Origin of the sequence: Thioalkalivibrio nitratireducens DSM 14787 (assembly GCF_000321415.2) — a bacterium.
In the GTDB taxonomy this organism is placed as follows: Bacteria; Pseudomonadota; Gammaproteobacteria; order Ectothiorhodospirales; family Ectothiorhodospiraceae; genus Thioalkalivibrio; species Thioalkalivibrio nitratireducens.
Map to the genome: position 1 here is coordinate 2,153,984 of NC_019902.2, position 19,499 is coordinate 2,173,482.

Consider the following 19,499-nt stretch of genomic DNA (forward strand, 5'->3'; position numbering starts at 1 on the left):
CCCCGAAGGATGAAAATACGATTATAAATCAGAGACATACGATTCTAGGGCGGCGTATTTTCACGCTAAAAGCACGGCTATCTCACCGCCACCTGAGCCGCCACACAGGCTCTTCGAGTCCCGCAAGCAGGCATTTGCGCACCGGCATGCGTCACGCCAGAATCTCGCTCGCCCCAACGTCAGGTTCTTTCACGCTAACTGTCATGCCCTCGGCCGCGAGGCACCCCGAAGGATGAAAATACGATTATAAATCAGAGACATACGATTCTAGGGCGGCGTATTTTCACGCTAATCCAGAAGCTCCGCAGCCCTTTCCGCATACTCGCCCCCGGCGGCCGTCAGCGCGGCCAGCAATTCCTTTGCTTCTTCGGCGTTCCCGGTCTCGCGCAAGGCCAGCGCGAGGTAGAAGCGAACACGCTCGTTGCCGGCCAGCGCTTCCGACAGCTCTCGCAAGTGCGCGAGCGCGTCGGGCGCCTGCCCCTGGGACAGCAGCAGCACGGCCAGGTCCAGCCGGTTGTCGAGTTGCCTGGCATCGAGGCGGTACAGCGCATCGAAGGTCTGCAACGCATCGCGCTGCTCGCCACAGGCTAACTGCACCAGCCCCAGGTGCCGCAAGGCTGAAAGGTCGCTGGGCGCGAGCGCCAACGCCTGCAGCAAGGCCTCCCGGGCACTGCCGAGGTCCTTGCGCAGGAACAGGGTGATGCCAAGCTGCACCCAGGCGTCGACGTGGCGGGGTTCGACTTCCAGCGCGCTCCGAAAGCGGTCGATTGCCTGATCCAGCAGACCGCACGCGGCCATCGCCGTGCCCAGGCGGGTCAGCAGCCGGGGATCGCCCGGCACCAGGCGCACGGCCTCCTGCCAAGCCTCGACGGCACCGGCTGCATCACCCAGGTGCAGACGATTGCGCGCGAGGTTGTCCCAGACCTGCACCTCGCCTGGCGCGAGCTCAGTCGCGCGGTCGAGATGCTTCAGGCCCTGCTCCCCCGCGCCCCGGGCCACCAGGACCTGGCCCAGGTTGCTGTGGGCCATGGCCATTCCGGGCGCCAGCTCGACCGCCCGATTCAGGTGGCGCAACGCCTCTTCCCAGCGCTGCTGCTGGCCGTAGATGAATCCGAGATTGTTATGCGCGGAGGCGTTGTCCGTCTGCAGTTCCAGCGCCGCACGATACGCGCTGGCAGCCGCCTCCAGCTCACCAGCGAGGTGGTGGCGCACACCCTGCTCGATATGGTCGCGGGGGCCAGTCATCACTTGATCCTCGCAATCAGTCCGCGCACGAGCCGGCGGGTGTCGATATTCGGAACCTCGAACTCGATGTCGTTCAGGGAAATATCGAATGGCTCGCCCTCAACATAGTGCACCGGCAGGTGGATACCGAAGCGCATGTCGGAGCCGTAACGCAACGATGCCAGCTCCCAGCGGTTGTAGTAAAGGCTCTTGCCGAGCACCCGCACCCGCACGTAGCCAGAAATGTCGAACGTGAAGCTGGGCTGCGCATGCACGCCCACCCGGGCATTGAGTTCGAGTCCCCGGCTGGGCATCCAGTCGATGTTCACGCCGGCTTCGGCGGCCCCGGAGACACCCAGCGTACCGCCGATCTCCAGGCCACCGGTGGCGCTGGCGCCGGTGATGCCCAGACCGATACCGGCGTTGGCCGAAAGCCGCAACCCGGCGCTGGCAGGGATGCTCAGGTGCGCGGCACCGGTGACATGCGTGTCCTGCTCGCGCGCCGGGTTGTACTCGATTCCCAGTCGCAGCCGGTCGATCACGCCCGGCCCGATCACCGCACTGGCGGAGAGGCCACCGCCGATCTCGGCAACGACGCCGGTAATGATCGGCACCTGAACGGAGATGTTGAAGAACGAGCGCTCGAACTCGCGGCGGCCGAAGATGGGCAGTTCGCTCGGTAGCGCGATCTCCCCGGTGACGGTGACCTCGCCGTCCGGCGCAAATGCGATACCGGCAGTCCCCTGCAGCCAGGGCGCGATCTGCACCGTCACCGACCCACCGCCGTAGACGACGATCTCTTCGCCCGGTTCGCCTGTGGGATTGCCGTCGGCATCCAGCGTCCGGTTGGTGGCGCCAGCGCGTATGCTCCCCGCCAGCATCCCGCGCGCATACTCCGCCTCGGCCTCCGCGGTGATGGCGCCGTCCTCGTAACTCACGCGCAGGCGTGAGTGGAAACCCGGGATATCCGGCACTGCCTCGCCAGTCGCGCACAGCGCATAGCCTTCGCCATCCTCGCGCTCGCGCAGGCTGGCGCGGACGGTACCACTGCGGATGCCCGGCGTCTCCGAAGAGAGGTTGAAGCTGCCGCCGACAGTCAAGCCCTCTTCATCCGAGTAGCTCACTGTCATCGTGCCGTTCTCAACCCCCGGCACGTCCAGTTCGGCGTCGCCATTGGCGGCAAAACCATCCTCGTTGAAACGCGCGGCGATGGTGGCGGAACGAATTCCCGGGACCTTGGAAGCCGGAATGCCGATAATGCCCTCGCCATAGAAGGCGTCGTCGCGGTAACCGAGGGTAATCCGCGCAGGATCGAAGATCTCGCTGTTGAAATCGAACGAGCCTTCCACACCGAATTTGCGATCGCTTCCGACCAACCCCCGGAGGTAGCCGGTGCCCAGCTTGTCAACGGCGAAATCCACCTGCCCTTCGGCACGCAGACCACGGGTGCCTCCGGAGACAGTCAGCGTGCAGCCATCTATGGACAGGGGCGCCGGTACACTGATATCCGTTACGGAGAAGGTCTTGTATAAAATGATATCGTTGCCGGCGATTTCGAAGTGGATGCCGGCATTCCCCAGCATCGGCAGCGCGGGCAGGATCTCTCCCTGTATCACCAGACCCTGCTCGGTAACCTCCCAGTTGTCCACCGAGATCGGACTGAACGCGTTGTGCTGCAGCACCGAACTGCTTTCGCCACGAGCGACCCGGTACAGCCCCATGAGCAGCGGGAACCGGGCCATCGGTGCGTAACCGATGCGCTCCGAACCATCCAGCGACTTGATGACCAACGGATCTTCGAGATCCTTGGCAGGAAGACCGCCGCGTGGTGGAAGCCGAATGCTGAAGCGCAGAAGATCGTCAGCGTCTTCGTTTTCGATCCTGCTCAGCACGAACGGCGCCAGCATGTTCCGATAGCTCGCCGGCCCATTCGGATTCACGGTCTTCCGAGTGTTTCCGAACAGAATTAGCCTGCGGTTCGCAGGCACCTGTCGCTCGAGGTCCTCAGCGGTTCGGAAGAAAATGCGCGCCTGATCGCCCGCATCCGGCCGCAGAGCGTCGATGTGGTCTCCGCGCTCGATCTCACTCTGCGTCCAGACGTTATTGCCGCTGGCCCCAATCGCATCGCCGCCGGTGGCCCCCATGAACTTCAGACTCAAGCGGCCCATCAGCGCGCGGGTCGCCCATTCACTGAACTGCTTGCCGCCGTAGACTTCATCGTTGTCCCGACGGAAGCGCTCAAGCGCGCTTTCGATGGCGATATTGAGCTTGTTGACCTTGGTGTTGCGATTGATGTTGCCGTCCAACAAGAAGAAGTTGGGCATAGCGTGGATATCGTCGCGCAAGGCAAAATCGCCGGTAGGCACGCGCGCACCGAAGCGCTGTTCAACCTTGTGGTCAACGTCGTAGCTGCCCATGTTTCCGCCCCGATTGCCGCGCGAGGCATGCGGGTTGCCCTCCTTGTCCCAGCGCGGGATGGCTGCCTGCCTTGCGGCATCCGCCACTGATGAGGTATTCAGGAATTCGGTCGCCCGACCACGCCCTTCATTGGCACGTGGATACGCACGTGCCGACGGCACCTCGAACAGGAAATGGGCCGGGCTGCCACGCACCAGCGCCTGCAACTTCGTTACGGTGGCATCCACCCTGATGGAACGCCTCCAAACGTCCGTCTGGTCGTTGCGCGCCCGCGAATAACTCTTATGCAGGATGAACGGCGCAAGCCGCCTGTAGTCGCTGACGAGTTCCTGCGGTACGGCGAGATGCGGAAACTCGATGTAGCCCCGCTTTTTCTCGCCGAACCGCCCTGCCGCAGTGCTGCCATCTCCGTCTCGCTGCACCTGCCGCCTGGCGCTGCCAGTCTGCTGTACCACGTGTGCGAGTTCGTGTGCGAGGAGGTTGCGGCCACGCTCGGTGCCCGGATCGAACTCGCCCGGGCCGAAGAAAACATCGCTGCCGACGGTGAAGGCACGGGCCCTGATGCGGGCGCAGAGGGCGGCGGCCTCGGCGTCGGTGTGGATGCGCACCTGTTCGAAGCTGCGGCCGAAGCGCGTCTGCATGTCGTGCAGCACGCCTTCCCGCAGCGGGTCGCCGCGCCCGATCCGCGCCTCGATCGCCGCCTCGGTCTCAGCGTCCAGCGGCTGCCCGGCAACCTCGTCCACTTCTGTCCCGGCCTCGCGCGCGGCTCTGGCCTGGGCAATCTCTTCCCCTTCCTGGCGCTGGAGCGTTTCCGACTCCTCGAACGCCTCGCGCATCGCCTCTTCGGGCCCGGCGGGCTCGCGCATCGCCTCGTCGGGCTCAGCCACCTCGCGCATCACGGGTTCGGCTTCCTCCGGCTGGCGCATCGCCGCCGCGAGCTCGTCATCGGCCTGCTCACGCGCCGCGGCCGGCAACCCCGAGGAGAGTCGGGAAAGCGCACGCGCTGCCGCAACCACCGGCTGCTGCTCGTCGAGTTCGTGGTTCTCCTGTGGCGAGCCCTCGCTGGCATTGCGCTGCACGGCGCGCGGTCCGGCGGCTCGCGGGGTGCGGCTGATCTCGTCGGCGACGCGATCCGCTTCCTGCTCCTGCGCATCCTGCGGGTGGCTGACCGCGAGCTTCGCCTGCAGGTACGCCGGTTTGCGCGCAATCGCCTTGCGCGAAGGCCGTGACGCGGGTTTCGCTTCAACCGTCCTGGCGCCGCTGCGGGGTTTCTGGATCATCTGCGCCATGTCACCCCCCCAGACGCTCCAGCCGCGTGGGCAGACCGCGCCCCAGCTTGTCGTATTCCTTGCGCAACGCCGCCAGCAGGGCCGGCACCGCAATGGGCCCTTGCGCCGCGGTCGCCACCGCCGCATGCAGTACGACATTGCGGATCTGGCCACCGGTCAAATCGCAGTGGCTTGCAAGCTGACGGCAGACATCGGCACCGGGTACACGGGCGCCGAAATGGCTGTGCCACAACGCCAGCCGCTCGGCAAAACGCGGCAGCGGGAACTCGATCACCGCATCGAGCCTGCGGTTGAACGCGCCATCGATGCGCTCGCGGCTGTTGCTGGTGAGGATCACCAGCCCCGGGTGGGTCTCGATCCGGCTGAGCAGGAAGTTGGTGAGCATGTTGGCGTAGCGCTCGCCGGTGTCCTTGCCGTCACTGCGCCGGCCGAACAGCGCGTCGGCTTCGTCGAACAGCAGCGCGGCATCGCAGGCAGCGGCCTGGTCGAGCAACGCGGCGAGGTTCTTTTCCGACTCGCCGATGTACTTGTTCATTACGGCGGCCAGATCGACCCGGTACAACGGCGCCGCCAGCGCGGTGGCCACATAGCTGGCCGCCAGCGTCTTGCCGGTGCCGCTCTCGCCGACGAACAGCGCGCGCACGCCCGGGGTGCGCGTGGCCGCAAGTGTCTGCCCCAGTCCTTCCCATACTGCCTCGCGCTGGTGCACTCGGGCAATCAGCGCCTCCAGCGCGAACTGCACCGCCTCCGGCACCACCAGCGCGTCCTTCCCCACCGTGCACTCCAACGGCTGCGCCAGCAGCCGCAGCGATGCCGCGCCCAGCTCCCGTCGCGCACGCAGCAGGTGTTCGCGCCCGACCTCAATGCCCGCCTGCGCCGCCTGCAGCTTCGCGCTGGCGGCAACGCGGGCGATCGCAGGCCCGCTCAGCAGCGCACCGGCGCACTCGTCGGCCAACCCGGCCGGCAGGCATTCGCGCCAGAACCGCCGGCGCTCGGCCGGTGTGGGCAGAGGCAACTCCAGCTCCAGCCAGCCCTCGCCCTCCACGGTCCCGTCGCGCCCGAGCAGGACGACCAGCGGAACGCCGGGCTCGACCACACCCTGCCAGGCCTCGCCGGGCCCGACCCGGGGTGACAGCACGGGCAGCCAGCCGGCGAAACGGCTGGCCAGCCGGAACGCCGGCTGTTGCAGCCAGTGTGCGTCGGTAATCTGCAGCGGCTGCCGGCCCAGTTCGGCCCCGATCAGTGCGGCCAGCTGCGAGCGGCCACTGCCCGGCGCGCCGCGCAACACCAGCCCGGCCGCTGCGCCGCCACCGATCACGGCCGCCAGCCGCGGTGCCTGCTCGCGCGCCGCGCTGGCCAGGAGCGGTGCGCGCAGCGGCGTCAGCACCTGCCCCTGCGGCCAATCGACGGCCGAGTCCGTCAGCACGGCCCAGAGCGCGGGCGAGATCCTGAGCTGCTGCAGCGGCAACGGGTCATCGCCCTCGAGCTCCAGTACCTGGTGCCGCAGCAACGGGCCGGTGCACAGTTTCGGGACGTCGATGACCTCGGCGCCGAACAGGGCCTGCAGCAGCGCCACCGCAAGATGCACCGTTGGCCGCGCACTCTGGCCTGGCGTCTGCAGTTCGGCGACCGCCAGTGTGACCGGGTGCGAGGCCTCGCTCTCTCCCGCCAGCGCCAGCAGAACCCCCTGAGGGAGGTCGAGGCCGAGTTCCTCGACCAGCCGCGCCAAGGCACCGTGGCGCGGGGGCCAGGCACGCAGCGCCAGATCGCGCCGCACGGCCCAGGGCAGCCTCGCCCCCGAGTCTGAACGCTCGTCCAGCACCAGTGCTCGCAGCGGCTCCTCCGGGCCCAGGCTGCGCGCGATGAATTCGGCAAGTCCCGCCCGCAGCAGCGCCCTGAGCCCTTCAGGCGCCTGGGGCCATGGAAGCGACTCCACCGGACGGCTCATTTTGCCGCCTCCGTATAGATGAAGGTTACCACCCGGCCCAACCACGGCACCCAGCCCGGATTCACGTCCAGCCCGGCTAGGCGCACGGGCAAGCGTACCGCCTGCAGCGGTAGTTGGAGGTCGAGATGACTTTCGGTATATACCAGCCGTCCGGGCACCGCGAGAAGGTCCGGATTCCAGAGCTCACGGTAGACGCGCACGATCTGCGCCAGCAGCTCGCGGCGATGCGGCAGCTCGGGCGCATTCTCCAGCGCGGCCGGATCGTTCAGGCCCGCCTGCCCGGCGAGGAAGTGCGCGAGTGGGTCTTCCGGGTCAAAGTCCAGCTCGCGACCGAGTCGAAACATCCACAACCAGCCGTCGGGCAACGCCTGCCAGGCCTGCCGCTGTTCGAGCCAGCGCCTGATCTGCGGGTGTTCGAGCACGTTGACCAGGTAGAACAGCCCCCCCTGCCCGGTCTGCAGCGAATTCCGGTTCGGCTCGGGTCCGGCCTCGTCCTGGGTGAACGCATGCGCATCGGGGCGCAGAGTTTCCGCTGCAAGGGGCGGCGACGGACCCGGCGCCGCCGGGTGCGGCAGAGCCGACCCGCGGGACGCCCGATGCGCGCCGCGCCGTCGCGGCACATCGGCAGCGTCGAGCTCCGGACGGTCGTCGGACCCGGCCGGAGTACCCGCTGGCGCCCCGGGTCGAGTCGTGTCCGGTTCGGCGATGCGAGGCTCGCCCGACCGACGCTTTGGAGCATCCCCGCGCCGCGGTGCCGCACCCGGCTGCTCGGACTGAGCCGGCCCGGTTCCGGCGTGGGGCGCGCCGGCCCCGCTGCGAGCCACATGGGCGCTTCCCGGTAATCCAGGCTCCGCAGGGGTCGCCCTGTCGTCCGCCGGTGGTGGCGGGGGCGCGAACGGCACAGGCGGACGCAGCGCGCGGCAGACCAATTGCAGGCGCGCGGCCGGCTGGTTGACGACCCTGATCGGCTGCCATTCCAGCGCGACCAGCAACGCGGCCAGGGTCACGCGCGGATCGCCCGGCGCCCACTCCCGCAGCACCGCCATCCAACGCCCGAGCAGGGTCGGCGGCAGGCCGGCGTCGTGGGTAACCTCGGCCTGTGGCGACATATTCGCCGCGGGCGCCAGCGGCACACCCGCGTGCCGCGCATAGGCCGCGACCAGCCCTTCCGCAGTGCCGGCATCCAGTGCCTGCCAGACGGTGGCCAAGACCCCGCGTTCCGCCAGCCGGGCGGTTACCGCCGGAAGATGGGCGATGTCATCCTGCCAGAGTGTCGCCAGCGCGCGCGGCGGTGGACGGCCGAACAGGTGCCGCCAGTGCTGCCAATACCAGCGGGTCGCCGCGCGCCCCCGGGCCAGATCCTCGCTCAGCCAGGCCAGCAGATCGGCCCGGTCGACGAAGCGGATCGCCGCCGCGCGGTCGGCGCCCGCCGAACCGGGCGACACCGACTGAGCGATCTGCGCATCGGTCGCCTCACCCAGGCGCCGGGCGAGGCGGCCAAGGGGCGCCCGTACCTCGATCCTGCGCACGATCACCCAGTCGCGTCGCTGCGGCCAGTCGGCCGCTTCGACCTGCGCCGCCACGGCGCGGAGGTCCGGCGCCTGTCCGCGCAGACGCAGTCGATCAACCACCACGCCCCAGCGCGGCGCCGGCATCTAGCGGCCCAGCCCCTTGGTCAGCTTGCTCGCCACCACGGAGAAACCGCTGCCGACCCGGATACCCGGGCGATCTACCTGCACGAGATTGGCCACCACGCCATGCGGATCGGCATCGGCGACGCTGAGCAGACCGACCACCTGCTGGCTGCGGTCGAGCAGCTGCAGCAGCGTTCCGGGCGGCGGCGGCTTGTTCAGAGACAGCCGCATCGGCTCACCTACCGCAAGGCGCCGCGGCGGCACCTGCACCTCCCCGTCGCAGGATCTCGGCCGGGTCGCCCAGCGCAGCGTGAATCACGGCCGCGCGAATCATGTTCCGCAGCGCCGACCGGCCGGCCCCGGAGGCGTCCTGGGCCAGCTGGCGGAACCACCAGTCGACCAATTCGACGATGGTGCGCACGGTGTTGAAGTCGTCCTGCTCGGCGCGGTCGAGACCGGGCCAATGACCGGTGCCTGGCAGCGGCAGCCGGTCGTCCTCGGCCAGCTGCGACCACTCCAGGCGAATGGACGGGTCGAGGCGTTCCAGGTACTCGACCAGGCAGCCGATGCACTGCTCGAGCCGGGTCTGGAGCTGGTTCGCGTCGTGTCGCGGCCTGCCGGCGCTGCCGGTGAGCAGATCGTGCAGCGACAGCACGCGGGCATTGCCCCGGCTGAAGGCGTTCAGCGACGCGGTCCGGACCGGCGGCTTCTGACTGGCCAGCGTACCCAGCACGGCGAGGTTCTGCTGGCCCAGGGACGACATTGCCTGCTGCAGCGGGATCCGCGTCGACTGGGTCGGCGCCGACTGCCCGAGCCTGGCGAGCCGCAACTCCCGCAGTGCGGCCGCCTGCTCGACACGTACCGCGTTGGCAAGCCGCGGAAGTACCGGTGCCAGCGCCGTCCAGTCGGCCACCGGCACCTCGCGCACGGTATCGAAGAAGGCCGCCAGGCTGTCCGGCAACTCGTACTCGGCGTCGGCCGGACAGCCGGGAACGATATCGCGCGCGCTGCCGTGGCGCAGCGTCAGCGGGTCGGCCAGCGGCAGACTCACCGCGGCGGAGTTCACCCGCACGTAGTACAGCCCGGAGAGCCCGGTCGTCAGCAGGCGGGTGCGCTCCTGGTTGCGCAGGTAGGTCCTGCGCCAGTCTTCATCGAGCAGCCGCTGCGTCACCGCATAATCCCCCAGGCGCTCGAGACGCCGACCGTCCAGGACATCGAGTTCCTGCCGTTCCTGGACGATCATCGCCGCGAGCTTGACCAGGCGCTGCTGCAGGTCCTGGCGCTCGCGCAAGCGGGCATTGAGGTCACGTTCAAGGGTATCGAAACGGGCCTCGATGATCGCAATCTGCTGGGTCAGGATCTGCCCCGCCTTGAACAGTTGCTGGTATCGGTGCTGGACCAGCTCGGCGGTAGAATCACCACAGGGTAGGTTCTCTTCCATCTGGGTCGGGTGCTGCAGCCCCACACGGTCGCGGATGCGCTCGAGCCGGCGCTTGATCGCCCTGGTTTCCTTCCTGTCGAACAGCCCGTCCAGGTTGGCGAGCAGCGCCTCCATCTCGTCGTAGGCCTTCTTGTACTCGTTGAACTCGGGATGGATGTGGCTCAGCACACCGACCCGCGGCGTTTCGGCCTGGAAGGCAGGCGGCGCCACCGGATTCCGTGCGGGCGTGGTCATCTGCTCCAGGCGCGCCTTGTTGATGCCGAACTCGACCGCAGAGCGGGTCGCCGGCTTCAGCACGGAGAAACGCTGGCTCTGGGCAGTGGTGGAGATCGTCTTGCGGGCCAGCGACGGGATCTGCGTCGGAATCAGCGGCTGGGTCATTGCGACCCGGTGGGTCGTGTCGGCGGCCGTCATCGAGAGCGTCGTGAACAGCGCTTCCCGCGAGGCGGAGGAGGAACGTAGGGGCGTCGCATCCTCCTCCGGCGGCGACGGCTGTTCCCGCTCGGCCGCTTCTGCCACCGCCTCGGCCGCCAGCGGCAGCGGATTGAGCCGCGTGTAGGGCATCCAGCGCGCGAGTTGCAGCCCCGAGCCATCGCCGGCGACGCCGCCGGCCAGTGCGGCCAGCGACACGGTCTGCGAGTCGAGTTGCTGGCGTTGCAGCAGCAGGTAGTCCTGGGTCTTGTTCAGTCGCGTCTGCAGGATGCGGATCCGGTTGTCGAGCGCCTCCAGTTCCACCTGGCCGATGGCGTACTGGATGACCAGCCCGTCGTCCTCCGGCTCAGAGGCCGCGGGCGGTGCGCCGTCATCGAACCATTGCTGATAGCGCTCCGGCGGCTCCGGGAACGCGCGGTCGTAGGGATGCGGGAGCGGACTCTCCAGCTCCGACCGCGCACGTTCGACGATGGCCTCGAACACCGTCGACGGCACGGCCGGGGGCGGGACCGGCTGCGGCAGCGACAGCGCGCGCAACTGCTCCGGCGTCAGGGCCGCACCGGCCTCCTCCTGCACGAAATACAGTCGCTCGAACTGGCGCCTCCAGGCAAGCCAGCTGTCGTGCGCGCGCATGAAATAGCGGTAGACGTCCTGCTCCAGGCGGCCATCGGTCTGCGGGATGTCGAGCATCTCCGGCCGGTAGTGGCGTTCGGGGACAGCCAGCAGCAGGCGCAGGTGTTCGCCTGCCGGACGGCGCAGATCCACCACGCGCCGCGGCAAGTGGCGGTCAATGAGCTCATCGACCGCCGTGTCGGGGACTGCCACCGCGTCGATGCGCAGGTGCGATGGCAGAAACGCCACGCGCGGCGTCACCGACGCAGCATCCTCGAGCAGCGCCAGCGGCAGCTGGCCGGCCGCCGGCAGATAATCCAGCAGCAGATGCTCCTCGAGATACGCCAGCAAATCGAACTCCGGGTCGCCGGAAAGTTCGCCCGCGCGCCGCGCCCGGGTGATCAGGCGGCGAAACGCCTCGGTCACCTGGCTGTGCAGCACCCTGTAGCCGCTGTCGGGCTGCGCCAGGTAGCGCCCGACGGTGGCAGAGAACCAGCGGGGCCGAGGCCCCTCGGCCGTCTCCTCCACCGCCAGCAATCCCAGGGGTACTGCGTGGCCGAGGTCGCCGAGGAATTCTCCGTCCGCACAGTACGCGGCCACCGCGTTCTCGGCCTGCTCCTGGCTCGCTCCGGCCGCGATGCCGGAGGGCAAGGCAACACGGCGCAGTGCCAGCGCCGCCCCCACCACCCGTCGGGAATCGCGGTTCGGGTCGAGTTCGGCACGCTGGCAGGGATCAACGTCGGGATCGGCGTCGATGTGCAAGGGCATGCGCCGCAGAATCAGAAAGTAGATCCCGCCGGCGTCGCTGGCCTCGGTCTCGGCGAGATAGGTTTCGATCAGGCTGTTCCAGTGCTGGTAAAGCGGGTAGTACACGCCGACGGCCCTGCCGTTGCCGGCCACCGCCATCCCCGGCGCCACCGAGCAGCCGTCGCCCAGTCGGTACGGGTGTAGCGGGTCACTGTCGTCGGGCACGCGGTCGGCCGCGACTTCCAGGCCGTGGAGGATTCCCGGGGGGTAGCCCGCCAGCAGCGGTTCCAGCCGCGCATCGGCGTAGGCCTGTAGGCGGTCGAACTCGTCCTCGCCCAGATGGCGGCCCGGGAAAAGATGCAGCCGTTCCAGGTGGGGTGACGCGGGGATCGGATCGTGCAGCAGAATGCTCGACATCACGGCCTCCTCAGGCTTCCACGGCCCGCCAGGACCGGACCAGGGCGGCTCCAAAGCCAAACTCTCCGGCCAGGCGGGCGACCGCATCGGCGGTGGTCTCCCCGGATGCCTGCGCCTCCACCAGCCGCTCGCGGAAAGCGGGCACCCGGCCGTCGTCGGCGAGCTGACGCAGGGTCTGCCAGATCACGCCGTCATAGCGGCGCTCGACCCGCAGCAGGATCGCGAGCATCGCCTGGATGGTGACCGCATCGTCGCCGTGGTCATGGATCAGCGCCCTGAGCGCGGTCTCGGCGGCACGCCCCCCCGGCGGGCGCAGCGACGCGAGCCACCCGAGGTTGATCCGGTTCAGCAGTATCGAGTCTTCGTCCCGCAGCAGTCGGACGCCATCGGCGGGGCTTTGACCGTCGTCCGGCTCCGGCGGAGGGGCGGTGCCCTGGGCCAGCACGATGCCGCTCAACGCGGTTTCGGCCACCCGCAACGGCCGGCGCACGTAGATGAGCCGGTCGTCGCCGACGCGGTCCCAGATCGCTTCCCAGGTTACCCGGTCGGTATCCAGTTCGTGCACGGGTCGCATCGGGTAGATGCGCAGCATCAGCGGGTCGGTGAAGGGAAGGCGAGCCGCGTCTGCAGGACTGCGCTCCAGCGCCCGGGCGAAGCGGCCGTAGTCACGGTTGGCCAGCGGCGCGAGCACGATGATGTCCACCGCCTGGTCGTGGCCGAGGTCGATCGGCTCCAGGCGCAGCGACTCCTGGCGCACCAGTTCCAGGTCCGACACGCGCACCGGCGCCACCCAGACCTGGAAGGACTCGGGGAAATAGCTCTGGCGTCCAGCCGATGGATCGATGGCCGCCTTGGGCAGGGATCCGACCGGGGGCAGCAGCTTGAAATACTGGTCGGCGGCAAACTCGGCGCCCGGGCTGGTGATCCGGCGTTCGCGGAGCACGTCGCGCAGCAGGGCCTCGTACAGGCGGGCCAGGTCCGACTGCAGGGCGTTGGGCGCGTGCGGTGGCCGCAGCGGCTGGCGCAGCAACTCGCCGTCCAGCCACAGTGGCCGGTCGCCGGCAACCGCGAGCACCCCAAGCGCCACCGCATCCTCCGGCACCACGCCCGCAGCCGCCCCACCCAGGTATTCGCGCATCAGCAGCGCACGCAGGTGCAGTTGGCTTTGCTGCGGCAGCGGTTGCGGCAGGGGCGTGAGCGCCAGCTGCACCCCCTCGTTGACGCGATCGTGCTGCACCTCGGCGCGCGCGCCCAGATCTCGCGGGAACACCTCGGCCACATCCGTTCGGACCTCGGCGTAGTGCAGCGTCACCGCGTACAGGCCGCGTTCCAGGCGGCCGTGACGGCCGGCGTTCAACCGTGCAATCAGTGCCCGGTCGTCGAGATGGAGCGACAGCCGACGGTCCAGCTGCAGCACCCGCCCCGCCGAAGAGACCGCCAACCCGGGGCTGACGTCGAGCATACCCGCGGACAGCGATACCTCGAGCCCGCGCACGACACCCGACCCAAGCGTCTGGCCGACCTCCCGGAGGCGCTGGTCCAGGTATACCTGGTCGCGGATCAGGTCTTCCGCGGTCAGCAGGCGGCCGTCGAAGTAATGCGTGCGGGTGAGCCTTGCATCGATGTCCGCAACGCGTTCCAGCTCGCGCCCGGCGGGGACGGCGCTGCCGAGGGGTAGAAAACCGGTAGAGTTGCTCATGACGACCTCGTGCTCAGGGCTAGCGCGCCAGATGGGCGAGCTGGCCGGGCGTGACCAGGAATGGGCGGACCAGGTTGTTGACGCTGATGCGGGAAGGATTGACCACGATGTGGGACAGGCTGGTGGTCTCGATCGAGATGCGCGCAAGCAGCAGCCGGGCACTCTCGTGCAGCCGGTCGGCCACGGTCTGGGGGCTGACGCCGTCGTCCAGCGCGTGCAGCAGCCGCGCGTGCAGGTTCATCAGCCGGCCGGCGGCCTCGCTCTCGGCTTCGGCGGCCGCCAGGGTCGCCTGCTCGGCGTCGGTCAGCCCTTCGGGCGCATCCGCCAGCGGACCGTGTGCCTGCCATGGCCGGTAGCCGGGCTCCCCGGCTGGCGGCAGTTCCGGCTGGATTTCGAGCAGCACGCCATCGGCGATGCGGCTGGGCTGGACCGGATCGGTACTCATGTTGAGCTTGCGTGCCAATACCGGCTGTGCGGCCACCGGGCAGTCCTGGTGGCGCACGCTCACGCGCAGCCAGAGGCGGCTTTCGCCGGCATCGAAGCCATCGTGCAGGGCGGTTTCGCCCTGCGCGGCCAGCCACTCCCCGAGGTTCACGCAGTACGATTCATGCACCAGCACCTCGCGGCCCAGCCCGTCGATGCCGAATCCCGGCCCGACCAGCACACGCACCGTCATGTCGGTGTCCGGATCCTCGGCCGCGTCCGGGTCGATACTCACCGCCATTCCGGCCAGTGTGCCGGCCCCGTGCAGCCAGTACTGCTGGCGAGTCAGCCGGCGGCGGTGATACCCCTGCTCGTCACGGGTCGCCTCCAGGCCCAGCATCATGCCGGCCTCGTAGGCAACGCGCCGCAGCGGGCTCTCCAGATCAGCGTCGTGCTCGACGGTTGCGAAGTCTTTGGCCGATGACGTCATGGTGGGCTCCATCAGGCTCCGGGGGCGCCGGTCCGCGCGTTGACGTCGCGCGGCGACAGCGCCGTCGGGTTGTTTAGCAGGCCTTCCCTGCCGAGATAGGTGTCGTTCAGAGTGACGCGGCCTGGCGCCGGCGCGTGCTCGAGGAAGGTATCCACCGCGAGCAGCGGCGCCAGACCGAGTACGAACGGATGATCGCTTTCGAGTACCCGCCAGCGCACGTGTGCCGGCATCTGCGCGGACAGCGTCTCCTCCACCTGCGGCCGGCGGGCACGCCCGTCGCCATGCAGCAGCACGCTGACCTGGTGACTGTAGCGGTCGAAGAAGGCCTGCACCGCCTGTTCGCGTTCCAGCCCGGCCAGCTCCGGCGCGAACAGCGCCAGGAACTCCAGCGCACCGCTTTCGGACAGAATCAGGCTGTCGCCCACGATGCTGTTGCCGGTCACGCCGGTGCCCAGGGTCAGCGGGTGGTCACGGTCATCCATGTCGACGCCCAGGATCGTCGCCATCGTCCGGCGCAGGCGGAAATTCTCCACCACGACCACCTCGCCCCGCTGGACGCCGCCGTCGGTGGCGATATCCAGCGCCAGCTGTACGCCGGCCACGGTGCCGCGGTACTGCTGCAGTCGGGTGGCGTGCCCCAGCAGGCGCCGCCGGCGCCCTTCGGGCCACCCGGCGGGAATCGGCTGGCCGAGGAGCTCGGCGATCCACGGCAGGTTGTCGGCCGGGGTGGCTTCGGGAGAGACGAGCGACTCTGCGGTCGCCACGGTGGCCTCGATGGGTGTCAGCATGCCCTCCAGACTCGCCAGGAAGCGCTCGCGCAGGTCGGCTGCGTTGGCGCTTTGAGGCTCGCCGCCCGCGGTGGGCAGGTACGCCTCTTCCTGGCGGAAATGCCCGGGCAGGTACGCCTCCTGGTAGCAGAAGCGGGGGCCGTACACCCGCATTGCGTGGATGGACGGCGTCTGGCGACCATCGCCCTGCATCACGATGCGCAACTGCAGGTAGCGCCCGGAGAGGCGCCGCACATTGCCGCCGGGCCGCTGCAGCAGAATCTCGAACAATCCGGCCTCGTTCGGTCGGGGTGTGACCGTGCAGGACTGGAACGCAAGCTCCGACCTGCGGGGCGTCCACAGCGGGGCGATCTGGCGCAGATAGGGAGTCGCGGTACGCGCATCCGGACTGTCGAAGGCCTTCGCGTAAATCGTGATCGCGCCGCTTCGGGGGATCGAAGCCTCCAGGTAGATCCGGTGCCAAACGCTGCCCGGCTGGCCGGAGTCCAGCGTCTGCCGCAGCGTTGCGGCCGCCGCGGTAGCGTAACGCGGCTGGCGCAACGGATGCAGCTCCCGCGGCCTGGGGGAGAACTCGGGGAACGCCGGATCCGCTTCGGCCTGGTAGCGCAACCGGCCGTCCAGCGCGCTGACGAACCGCAGCCCGGCCTTGGACTGCATCGGGTAGCGTTCCCGGATCAAACTCGCCTTGCCGCTCGCCTGCAGCCGGATCACCGGGCAATCCCTCGGCTGCCGGCTCGCGCCCAGGTCGCGCCGGGGCAGCCCCGGGAACAGCCCCGGCGGCATCAGCGCCAGCCTGCCAGGACCGGCAACCGTCAGATCCAGCGCGAACGGCACCGCGGGATCCACCCGGTACGGCTTCAGCGCCCGCTCGGGCTCCGGTGTCCGCGGGCGCACCAGGATCCGTTGCAGGTTCGAGGCGGTGTACGCCAGCACGTACACGTTCGCGTCGTCGGCGGCAACGGCCAGCGGTGTCAGGCCATCCGGCAACGGCTGCTGCCAGCGCAGGCGCAGCGGCTGCGGCACCTGATGCACCGGTTCGAAGCGCTCGGGCTGCGCGCGGTACGGCAGCGGCAGGGGCTCGCCCTCGCACAGCGACACGCGATCCTCGCTGAGGCACCAGATCCGGCTGTCCGGGTCCACCACGGCACGCAGCACGGGTTGCGGCAGGGGCAGGTGCTGCTGCCAGCGCCGGCGCAGGTGAAACACCACCATGCCTTGCTCGGCATCGTTCCGGTACGGCGCGACGAGGCGGCCATCGCCGCCCAGGTGCAGGTCGACGAAGCGTCCGGCCGGCGCCTGCACCGGGGCCAGTTCCCGATCCTCGAGCGGCCAGAACTCGCCGCCCACACTGTATTCGAGGCGTTGGCCGTCCGGGCTGATGCGGCCGATCTGACCGTGTGGATCGAGCACCAGCGGCGCGGCAGTCTGCCACTGCGCCCGGGCCGCAGCCGGCGCGTTGCCCGGCAGCTGCAGGGATTGCCGCTGGGCGAGCGTGAGCGCGCCGCCGCAGCCGGCGTTCCATGCATAGAAGGACGAGCCATTGTCGAAGTCGGCTTCCTCCCTGAACAGAAAGTACGGCGTGTTGTTGACGTCCATGATCAGCACCCCCGCCACGGCTGCAGTGGGAGGGGCTTTGGCGCCGGGCGGCTCCGGAACGGACCGCCTCGCGACCCGCCCCGCCTGCTGACCGGGGGCGGGGGCTCCACCGCCGGGTACCGGACGAGGCCTGCCTGCCAGTGCGCGGAGTGCATCATCGAGCTGCTAGCACACATCCGGGATCACCGGCGCCGGCACCGGGCGAGCGCCACCGTCGCCCGGTGCCGGTGCGAGCCCTTCGGGCAACTCGGGCGTTCCCGTTCCGCTGCCGACACCGATGCCGACCAGCTCGGGCAACTGGTAGGCGGCCAGGTCCAGTGGCTCGTCGAACTCCAGGCGCCGCCAATGACCGTCACTGCGCACGAATACAGCAAGCGCGTTCACCTCCCGCACGCCCGGCGCACGCGCCGCCTGCGTCAGCAGTTCCCTGCCACGCACCGCAGTTCCCAGCGGCCAGCCCTCGCCCTGCGCGCCGCCCGGTGCCAGCGCCCAGAGGTAGTGCATCAGCACCTCGCGCACCGCCCGCAGGGTCTGCTGCTCGGTCTGCACGTCGTGGACCGAGATCTTCACGGAGACCGCAACCGGCACAAACTCGGGGCTCAGCACGTACAGCTCGGTCCCGATCAGGATGCGCTGACGCAGGTAGTTGAAGACGTCCTTCAACAGCCCCTGCGTGGGCCGGGGCGCGGCATCGAGCACCGGCTCGCCAGGCGGCAGCACGACCAGGCTCACGACCCCGGGCACACCCTCCCGCGCCGCGCGGATGCTGGCCCCGGGAAGGAAGCCCTCCAGCACCTCGCAGCGCGCGACCGGATTGATGGGATTCGCCAGCGTCAGCAGGCGGAAGTCGTCCCGTGTCACCGCACGGTTGCGGTGGGTGAGGAACTGCGGAATCCGTTGTTCGGCCTGTTCCACCGTCTCGGCATCGACCCCGCCACGGGTCGGCCAGTCCTGGCGCAACACCAACCGGCTGCTGGCCCCGGTCAGTTCGGTCAGGCTGCCGGGAGGCAGGTTGCCCCCGCGGCCGCCGCCGAAACGGTAAGCCGCCACGCGGATGCGGTGACCCTCGGGCGGCCGCTTGCCATTCTGGCCGTTGCCGAAATGGACGTGACCGGCCACCGCGTCGAGCCGGAACACCCGGTCCTCCGGGCCGCGGCCGGCCAGAAAGTCCACACGCTGCCAGGGCACCCAGGCCCCCTCTTCCGCCACGGTCAGTTCCAGCGTCCCGGCGTCGATCTGAGTGTCCGGCAGCACGACGACCTGATCGGGCCGGCCGTTGCCGATCCCGACCATCAGGTCGCGCTTGAGTCCCTGGCCGACGATGTCGACACCGTTGGCGTCCAGGTACCCCAGCGGCAGATCGGGTTCTTCGGCACAACCGAGCCTGAGCCAGAACACGATGCGGTTGGCGGCCATCTGGGTCGGGAGCTCCGGCGGCAGTTCGCCGAGACCGGCAAACATCGGATCCTCCCGGGTCAGCCCCTGGAACAGCGCCGGGTTAGGCGGAAGCCGCAGGCGCGCCACCCCGGCGCGGCGCCCGCCCAGCGAACTGTCGTGCACCACCTCCAGCGGCAGTGAAAGGATCTCGCCCTCCTGACCCTGAACCATCAGGGTCCAGTCCAGCGCCCTTGCGCGCAGGTCGCTGACACTCTCACCCGTGTCCGCATCGTCCGGCGCGATCGCGATGTTCAGGACGATGCCGGCCAGCCCGGCGCGGATCTCGTCGATGTTGGCGACCAGCGTGCGCGGCACCGAAAAGGCGAGGTAGTACACCTTGTCCAGGCTCCGCGCGAGGCTCAGTGGCTCGCGGGGTACGTCGAACACGTGCGGCTGGAACGGTGCGGGAATCTCGCCGCGCGCGAGCGCGTACTGCTCGTGCAGATCATCGAGCGTCAGCCCCAGCGCCTGCAGATCCTCCGCACCCAGCGTCTGCTTGATCGCGACCGACAGCTCGAGTGGCGTCGGCTGCACCTCGCCCACAGTCGTGAAGGTCTGGCCCGCACCGGTCAGCTGCACGCCGGCCGGCACCGCCGGCGGGATGCGCACCGAGCGCGGTCCGGTGCCGACGCAGGCGACCCCCACCGCCGGCTGTGCCGGCCGCACCGGAATCTGCAACAGGTTCAGGAACACCCGCCGCTGCCGCTCGGGGATCAGATTGGCGCGATAGAGGATGGTCTCGGTCAGCCAGGCGAACAAGTCGATAAAGTTGTGCACCGGATCGCCGGGCGCGAGCTGTGTGAGCTCCGGCAGATGAGTGGCGAGCCTCGCCCTGGCCTCTGCGACCAGGTCTTCGAAGCGGCGATCGTCCAGGTTGGGCACCGGTAGCGGCATCGGTCATTCC

10 protein-coding genes are annotated in these 19,499 nt (G+C 69.1%); all 10 read right to left on the reverse strand.

All coding sequences use genetic code 11. The features are described from left to right. Nucleotides 1-288 precede the first annotated feature (288 nt). The 10 genes from TVNIR_RS09995 to TVNIR_RS10040 all read right to left on the reverse strand — a co-directional run bounded on the left by TVNIR_RS09995 (nucleotide 289) and on the right by TVNIR_RS10040 (nucleotide 19,489). Complete coding sequence (locus TVNIR_RS09995; RefSeq protein WP_015258911.1) at nucleotides 289-1,245, reverse strand: tetratricopeptide repeat protein; 957 nt, start codon at nucleotides 1,243-1,245, stop codon at nucleotides 289-291. Continuing rightward, complete coding sequence (locus TVNIR_RS10000) at nucleotides 1,245-4,721, reverse strand: eCIS core domain-containing protein (protein WP_211263111.1); 3,477 nt, start codon at nucleotides 4,719-4,721, stop codon at nucleotides 1,245-1,247. Before TVNIR_RS10000 ends, TVNIR_RS09995 begins: the two co-directional genes overlap by 1 nt. 211 nt (nucleotides 4,722-4,932) lie before the next feature. Continuing rightward, complete coding sequence (locus TVNIR_RS10005) at nucleotides 4,933-6,879, reverse strand: ATP-binding protein (protein ID WP_015258913.1); 1,947 nt, start codon at nucleotides 6,877-6,879, stop codon at nucleotides 4,933-4,935. Next, on the reverse strand, nucleotides 6,876-8,534 hold the full coding sequence (locus TVNIR_RS10010) for a hypothetical protein (protein ID WP_015258914.1): 1,659 nt from the start codon (nucleotides 8,532-8,534) through the stop codon (nucleotides 6,876-6,878). The genes TVNIR_RS10005 and TVNIR_RS10010 overlap by 4 nt, the downstream gene beginning before the upstream one ends. Beyond that, nucleotides 8,535-8,744 carry a hypothetical protein gene (locus TVNIR_RS10015; RefSeq protein ID WP_058933132.1) on the reverse strand — a complete coding sequence of 70 codons (210 nt, stop codon included), beginning with the start codon at nucleotides 8,742-8,744 and terminating at the stop codon, nucleotides 8,535-8,537. A gap of 4 nt (nucleotides 8,745-8,748) precedes the next feature. After that, nucleotides 8,749-12,162: a hypothetical protein gene (locus TVNIR_RS10020; RefSeq protein WP_043739591.1), complete on the reverse strand. Its 3,414-nt coding sequence runs from the start codon at nucleotides 12,160-12,162 to the stop codon at nucleotides 8,749-8,751. A gap of 10 nt (nucleotides 12,163-12,172) precedes the next feature. Further along, on the reverse strand, nucleotides 12,173-13,861 hold the full coding sequence (locus TVNIR_RS10025; protein ID WP_015258915.1) for a hypothetical protein: 1,689 nt from the start codon (nucleotides 13,859-13,861) through the stop codon (nucleotides 12,173-12,175). A 19-nt stretch (nucleotides 13,862-13,880) separates the two neighbouring features. Continuing rightward, a complete protein-coding gene (locus TVNIR_RS10030; RefSeq protein WP_015258916.1) occupies nucleotides 13,881-14,774 on the reverse strand; it encodes a hypothetical protein in 894 nt (297 codons plus the stop codon). A gap of 11 nt (nucleotides 14,775-14,785) precedes the next feature. Beyond that, the gene (locus TVNIR_RS10035) at nucleotides 14,786-17,158 is read right to left on the reverse strand and encodes a phage tail protein (protein ID WP_043740532.1); all 2,373 of its coding nucleotides are present in this window, start codon (nucleotides 17,156-17,158) and stop codon (nucleotides 14,786-14,788) included. 165 nt (nucleotides 17,159-17,323) lie between these two features. Next, on the reverse strand, nucleotides 17,324-19,489 hold the full coding sequence (locus tag TVNIR_RS10040) for a putative baseplate assembly protein (protein ID WP_015258918.1): 2,166 nt from the start codon (nucleotides 19,487-19,489) through the stop codon (nucleotides 17,324-17,326). Between the last annotated feature and the right edge of the window lie 10 nt (nucleotides 19,490-19,499).